Genomic DNA, 6,460 nt, shown 5'->3' with positions numbered 1-6,460 from the left:
CCGCCGCGCTGCCGCGCCCACGCCGCGCCGCCGCGCTGCCGCGCCGCCCCGCCCGCGCCGCGCCGCCGCGCTGCCCGCCCCGCCCGCGCCGCCGCGCTTGTGGGGGTGTCCGGCGGTGACCTAGGCTGACGGAGCGCGGAGCCGAATCATCGACGTCGATGCGTTGACGTCGCCCGTCGCGTCAGGGCACGTATCCGCCGGTCCGGGCAGGCCGGCGTCGTCGCGTGCCTGACCTCCGCGAAAGGCATCCCCGTGCACCTCACCACCCCACGCCGCCGGCTCGCGCTGCTCGCCGCGGCCTCGGCGCTCACCCTGTCGGCCGGCGCGCTCACCACGATGACCGCCGCGGCGGCGGCCGCCGGCTGCCGGGTCGACTACCGGATCACCAACCAGTGGAGCGGCGGATTCGGCGCCGACGTGACAGTGACCAACCTCGGCGACCCGGTCAACGGCTGGACCCTCGGCTGGAGCTTCGCCGCCGGCCAGCAGGTCGTCCAGGCGTGGAACGCGACGGTCAGCCAGTCCGGCGCGCAGGTGAGCGCCCGCGACGCCGGCTACAACGCGGCCATCGGCACCGGCGGCACCGCGAACTTCGGCTTCAACGGCTCGTGGAACAACGCGTCGAACCCGGTGCCGGCCGCGTTCACGCTCAACGGCACCGCCTGCACCGGCGCGCCGTCCACCAGCGCGCCGCCGTCGACGCCGCCGCCACCCACCACACCGCCACCCACCACACCTCCGCCCAGCACACCGCCACCAACCACGCCCCCGCCCACCGACCCGCCGGCCGGGGCGAAGCAGATGGAGAAGCTCGACCGAGGGCTGGTCAGCGTCCGCTCCGGCAGCGGCAACCTCGTCTCCTGGCGGCTGCTCGGCACCGAGACCACCGGTGTGGCGTTCAACCTCTACCGAGGTGGCACCAAGGTCAACGCCAGCCCGATCACCGGCGCCACCACGTACCTGGACAGCGGCGCGGCGGCCGGGTCCGCGTACACCGTGCGGGCCGTGGTGAACGGCGCCGAGCAGGCGGCGTCGGCCCCGGCGCTCCAGTTCGCCAACGGCTACCTGGACGTGCCGATCCAGCCGCCGCCCGGCGGCACCACCCCGGCCGGGGAGGGGTACAGCTACTCGGCGAACGACGCGAGCGTCGGTGACCTCGACGGCGACGGCCGCTACGAGTTCGTGCTCAAGTGGGACCCGTCGAACGCCAAGGACAACTCGCAGTCCGGCTACACCGGCAACGTCTACGTCGACGCGTACACGCTCACCGGCACCCGGCTGTGGCGCGTCGACCTGGGCCGCAACATCCGCGCCGGCGCCCACTACACCCAGTTCCAGGTGTACGACTACGACGGCGACGGAGACGCCGAGGTGGCCATGAAGACCGCCGACGGCACCCGCTCCGGCACCGGTCAGGTGATCGGCAACGGCTCGGCCGACCACCGCAACTCCAGCGGTTACGTGCTCGCCGGCCCGGAGTACCTGACCATGTTCGACGGCCGCACCGGCGCGGCCCTGTCCACAGTCGACTACGACCCGCCGCGCGGCACCGTCTCGTCCTGGGGCGACTCGTACGGCAACCGGGTCGACAGGTTCCTCGCCGGCACCGCGTACCTGGACGGGCAGCGCCCCTCGCTGATCATGGCGCGTGGCTACTACACCCGGGCCGTCGTCGCCGCCTGGGACTTCCGCGACGGCACGCTGCGCAAGCGCTGGACGTTCGACTCGAACGCCTCCGGCAACGGCGCCGCCGCCGGCCAGGGCAACCACCAGCTCTCCGTGGCCGACGTCGACAACGACGGCCGTCAGGAGATCGTGTACGGCGCCGCCACCATCGACGACAACGGCCGGCTGCTGTACTCCACCGGCAACGGCCACGGCGACGCGCTGCACGTCGGCGACCTCGACCCGTCCCGCGCCGGCCTGGAGGTGTTCAAGGTCGACGAGGACGGCAGCAAGCCCAGCTCCTGGATGGCCGACGCGCGTACCGGGCAGATCATCTGGCAGACCGCGCCGAACGGCGACAACGGCCGCGGCGTCTCCGGCGACGTCTGGGCCGGCAGCCCGGGCGCGGAGTCCTGGTCGTCGGCCGTCGACGGGCTGCTCAACACCCGGGGCCAGAACGTCGGGCGCAAGCCGTCGTCGGCGAACTTCCTGATCTGGTGGGACGGCGACCCGGTCCGGGAGCTGCTCGACGCCACGAAGATCGACAAGTACGGCACCGGCGGGGAGACCCGGCTGCTCACCGGCAGCGGCGTCGCCTCGAACAACGGCACCAAGTCCACCCCGGCGCTCTCGGCGGACCTGCTCGGCGACTGGCGGGAGGAGGTCGTCTGGCGCACCTCCGACAGCACCGCGCTCCGGATCTACAGCACGCCGGTCACCACCGGCCTGCGGCTGCCGACGCTGATGCACGACCCGCAGTACCGGGTGGCGGTGGCCTGGCAGAACACCGCCTACAACCAGCCGCCGCACCCGGGCTTCTACCTTGGCGACGGCATGAGCACCCCGGCCGCGCCGAACATCTACCTGCGCTGAAACGACAGGCACCGGGTCGCCGGCCGCGGAATCCGCTCCGCCGGCGACCCGGTGCACCACACCGCAGCATTCCCGACCCGTCCCGACCGGGAATGCCGTACCACCACCGGGGACAAAGTTATGCGTCCCGCGCGACGCTGCGGTGACGTGGCTATGAAGAGCGTGTTTCAGCCCTCCCGGCGCAGCCCGCCCGCCACCTTCTCGGCGATCAGCTCGAACGAGCGGACCCGGTCCGCCACGTCGTACACCATCGTGGTGAGCATCAGCTCGTCCGCGCCGGTGCGCTCCAGCAGTTCCCCGAGCTGCCGGGCCACCGTCTCCGGCGAGCCGGTCGCCTGGCCGTCGCGGCGCTGGGCGACGAACTCCCGCTCGAACTCCGAGTACGGGTACGCCGCCGCCTCCTCCGGCGTGACCAGCGGCTCCGGGCGCCCCGAGCGCAGCTTCAGGAACGACAGCCCGGCCGGCCCGGCCAGCCACTCGGCCCGCTCGTCGGTCTCCGCGCAGACCGCGTTGACCGCCACCATCGCGTACGGCCGGTCCAGCCACTGCGACGGCCGGAAGTTCTGCCGGTAGAGCTGCAACGCCGGGATCGTGTTCTGCGAGCTGAAGTGGTGCGCGAACGAGAACGGCAGCCCGAGCAGGCCGGCCAGCTGCGCGCTGAACCCGCTGGACCCGAGCAGCCACACCTGCGGCGACTGGCCGCGGCCCGGCGTCGCGGTGATCGGGCCCGGCTCGGCGCCGGAGAAGTAGTTCATCAGGTCGGCCAGCTCACGCGGGAAGTGCTCCGCGGACAGGCCCTCCATGGTGCGGCGCAGCGCCAGCGCGGTCACCTGGTCGGTGCCGGGCGCCCGGCCGATGCCCAGGTCGATCCGGCCCGGGTGCAGCGCCTCCAGGGTGCCGAACTGCTCGGCCACCACCAGCGGCGCGTGGTTGGGCAGCATCACCCCGCCCGAGCCGAGCCGGATGGTGCTGGTGTTCGCCGCCAGGTGCGCGAGCAGCACCGCCGGCGCGGAACTGGCGATGGCGGGCATGTTGTGGTGCTCGGCCACCCAGAACCGGCGGTAGCCCAGCTCCTCGGTGCGGCGGGCCAGCTCCGTGGTGTACCGCAGCGCCTCACCGGCGTTGCCGGTCGCCGCCACCGGGGCAAGATCAAGAACAGACATGGGTACGTCGATCACAGCGTGGTGCAACAGGCCACGTGCCGGAATTGTTCCGCCGGGTGCGCTACCCCATACCCCGGGCCTGCTCGAAGATCAGGCTGGTCTGGGTGTGCTGCACCGCCGGATCGACTGCGAGATGATCGAGGACGAAGTCCCGCAGCGCGTCACCGGAGGCGGCCCGCACGTGCAGCACGTAGTCCTCCGCGCCGGCCACGTGGAACACCGACACCACCCCTGGTAGCCGCACCGACCGGGCCCGGAACGCGTCCACAGCGGCCCGCTCGTGCGCGGTCAGCCGCACCGACACCAGCGCCTGCAACGGCAGCCCCACCGCCGCCGGGTCCACCTCGGCGTGGAACCCGCGGATCGCCCCGCACTCGCGCAGCGCCCGGGTACGCGTCAGGCACGTCGACGGCGCCACCCCGACCCGCTCGGCCAGCGCGTTGTTCGGCAGCCGGCCGTCGGCCGCCAGTTCGGTGAGGATCGCGCGGTCGACGTCGTCCAGGCCGGCGAACGGCCGTACATCATTCGGTGCGGCAGGCATGTGACCATCCTTCACCGAATCACCGCTGGGCGAAAGCGTGATTGCCAGAATCTTCTTCGCTGCTATTGCCTCTAGCCATCGTCATGTTCGACGCTTCCGGCATGACTTCCGTGGACACCGCAGCCGTACACGCCGGGCGCGCCGACCTCGCCGGGCTCGGCGTCCACGTCCCGCCGATCGACCTGTCCACCACCAACCCGCTGCCCTCGGTGGCCGGCGGCGGTGACGACTACGAGACGCTCGCCACCGGCGGCAACCTCCCGGCCGGCGGCAGCGCCGTCTACCAGCGCCTCTGGAACCCCACGGTGGCCCGGTTCGAGACCGCGCTGGCCCAGCTCGAAGGCACCGCCGAGGCCGTCGCCTTCGCCAGCGGCATGGCCGCGCTCACCGCCGCCCTGCTCGCCGCCACCCGCGACGGCAACCGCCACATCGTCGCCGTCCGTCCCCTCTACGGCGGCACCGACCACGTCCTCGCCACCGGCCTGCTCGGCACCGAGGTCACCTGGGCCACCCCCGCCGACGTGGCCGCCGCGATCCGCCCCGACACCGCCCTGGTCGTGGTCGAGACCCCGGCGAACCCCAGCCTCGACCTGGTCGACATCGCCGCGCTCGCCGACGCCGCCGGTGACGTCCCGCTGCTCGTCGACAACACCGTCGCCACCCCGGTGCTCCAGCAGCCCGCCCGCCACGGCGCCGCGCTCGTGCTGCACAGCGCCACCAAGAGCATCGGCGGCCACGGCGACGTCCTCGCCGGCGTGATCGCCTGCGCCCCCGACTGGGCCGCCCGGCTGCGCCAGGTGCGCGCCGTCACCGGTGCCGTCCTGCACCCGCTCGGCGCGTACCTGCTGCACCGCGGCATCCAGACCCTTCCGCTGCGCGTCCGCGCCCAGCAGGCCGGCGCGGAGAAGCTCGCCGCCTGGCTCGCCGGGCACCCCGCCGTCGAGCGCGTCCACCACCCGTCCCTGCACGACCCGGCCGGGCTGGTCGGCCGGCAGATGTCCGGCACCGGCAGCCTGCTCGCCTTCGAGGTACGCGGTGGCGCGCCCGCCGCGGCCGAGGTCGCCGGCGCCTGCGAGCTGATCACGCACGCGGTGTCGCTCGGCGGCGTCGACACGCTGATCCAGCACCCGGCCTCGCTCACCCACCGGCCGGTCGAGGGTGACGCGAAGCCCTGCGGCGGGCTGCTGCGCGTCTCGGTCGGCCTGGAGGACCCGGAGGACCTGCGGGCGGACCTCGCGCGGGCGCTGGCGCGGATCTGACGCCTGCCGGTCGGCCGGGTCGGCGGCGCGGGCCGGTCACGACTTGGGGCCGACGTGCTGGTCGAGGGCGGCGACCGCCTCCCGGCGGGCCACCGACAGGGAGTTGGGGCGGTTCATCCGCCAGGCGATGCCGAGCCGGTCGAGGGCCTGCTGGCACAGGCCCATGATGTCGGCCGACTCGTTGTGGAACATGTAACGGGGATAGACGTACTCCTTTTCCCGGACGACGACGCGGTTGGCGAAGCGGCACCCGTCGGAGTGGAAGAGGCCGCGCAGGAAGTCGCCCGCCTGAGCCTCGACGATGGGGCGCTGCCAGTCCGCCAGGACGATCGGGCGTTGGTGCTTCTTGCCGGGTCCGTGCTGTGGGAACAGGCACGGCCAGTGCTTGCCGTAGCTCTGCACGCTGACGCAGCCCGGATGTTGGACGCGCTGGACCTTCGCCGCCAGGACCCGCCGCATGGCGTCGTCGCAAGCCTCGATCAGCCCGGGCCAACTGTCGCTGCAGGAGATCCGGAGCACCGGCACCCGCGCCCTGGTCACGAGATGCCCGTCGCCCAGGTAGAGCCCGAGGAGATAGGCATAGGCCGTCGGATCTGTCGGAACGCGGACACCCTCGCGGCAGCGGAAACACCGCAGCGCGGTGCCGTGCTGCTTCGACTCCGGCCGATCCCTGCACCAGTGCCAGACGGTGCGGTAGTTGAGGCCCACTGCGCGGGCCGCCTCCGCGACGGTGGCCCCGGACAGGAAGGCCTGACGTGCTCGCGCGCGTATCTCGGGTGGATGCACGCGGACATCTTCGAACGCGCGTACGACGGTTTCGGTGTCCCCGGTGGGATTCGAACCCACACTGTCGGAGGTTTGAGCTCCGTTTCTCTACCGGTTGGAATACGGGGACAGGCTCGCGCGACGCTCTCGCGTCGTGCCATAGGTTACCTACTACGCTAGGGGCGGCGACACCC

At 72.8% G+C, this 6,460-nt stretch carries 5 protein-coding genes and 1 tRNA gene; 2 read left to right on the top strand and 4 right to left on the bottom strand.

Annotated features, from left to right (window positions below):
- Positions 1 to 252 precede the first annotated feature (252 nt).
- Positions 253 to 2,538, top strand: coding sequence for a cellulose binding domain-containing protein (locus KBX43_RS30120; RefSeq protein WP_210888472.1), 2,286 nt, complete (start codon positions 253 to 255; stop codon positions 2,536 to 2,538).
- 167 nt (positions 2,539 to 2,705) lie between these two features.
- Here the strand turns inward: KBX43_RS30120 and KBX43_RS30115 are convergent, their stop codons facing one another.
- Together KBX43_RS30115 and KBX43_RS30110 are read right to left on the bottom strand one after the other, a co-directional pair.
- A complete protein-coding gene (locus tag KBX43_RS30115; protein WP_192900086.1) occupies positions 2,706 to 3,701 on the bottom strand; it encodes an LLM class flavin-dependent oxidoreductase in 996 nt (331 codons plus the stop codon).
- 61 nt (positions 3,702 to 3,762) lie between these two features.
- Positions 3,763 to 4,242 (bottom strand): Lrp/AsnC family transcriptional regulator, encoded by a 480-nt coding sequence (locus KBX43_RS30110; protein WP_030503801.1) that lies wholly within the window; start codon positions 4,240 to 4,242, stop codon positions 3,763 to 3,765.
- Between the two features lie 83 nt (positions 4,243 to 4,325).
- Between KBX43_RS30110 and KBX43_RS30105 the strand changes: the two genes are divergently transcribed.
- Positions 4,326 to 5,501: a PLP-dependent aspartate aminotransferase family protein gene (locus tag KBX43_RS30105; protein ID WP_210870349.1), complete on the top strand. Its 1,176-nt coding sequence runs from the start codon at positions 4,326 to 4,328 to the stop codon at positions 5,499 to 5,501.
- Positions 5,502 to 5,537: 36 nt separating this feature from the next.
- Here the strand turns inward: KBX43_RS30105 and KBX43_RS30100 are convergent, their stop codons facing one another.
- Both KBX43_RS30100 and KBX43_RS30095 read right to left on the bottom strand, forming a co-directional pair.
- Positions 5,538 to 6,347, bottom strand: coding sequence for a transcriptional regulator (locus tag KBX43_RS30100; RefSeq protein ID WP_307851633.1), 810 nt, complete (start codon positions 6,345 to 6,347; stop codon positions 5,538 to 5,540).
- Positions 6,323 to 6,396: transfer RNA gene (locus KBX43_RS30095), tRNA-Leu, on the bottom strand. Before KBX43_RS30095 ends, KBX43_RS30100 begins: the two co-directional genes overlap by 25 nt.
- Between the last annotated feature and the right edge of the window lie 64 nt (positions 6,397 to 6,460).

The organism is Micromonospora sp. C41 (genome assembly GCF_018070485.1).
In the GTDB taxonomy this organism is placed as follows: Bacteria; Actinomycetota; Actinomycetes; order Mycobacteriales; family Micromonosporaceae; genus Micromonospora; species Micromonospora chalcea.
The sequence above is the reverse complement of the archived record's forward strand: the minus strand, read 5'-3'. Positions and strand labels throughout refer to the sequence as shown.

Coding starts and splice junctions, on each gene's coding strand:
- KBX43_RS30115 (WP_192900086.1), bottom strand. CDS start 3,701: ATGTCTGTTCTTGATCTTGCCCCGGTGGCGGCGACCGGCAACGCCGGT.
- KBX43_RS30110 (WP_030503801.1), bottom strand. CDS start 4,242: ATGCCTGCCGCACCGAATGATGTACGGCCGTTCGCCGGCCTGGACGAC.
- KBX43_RS30105 (WP_210870349.1), top strand. CDS start 4,326: ATGTTCGACGCTTCCGGCATGACTTCCGTGGACACCGCAGCCGTACAC.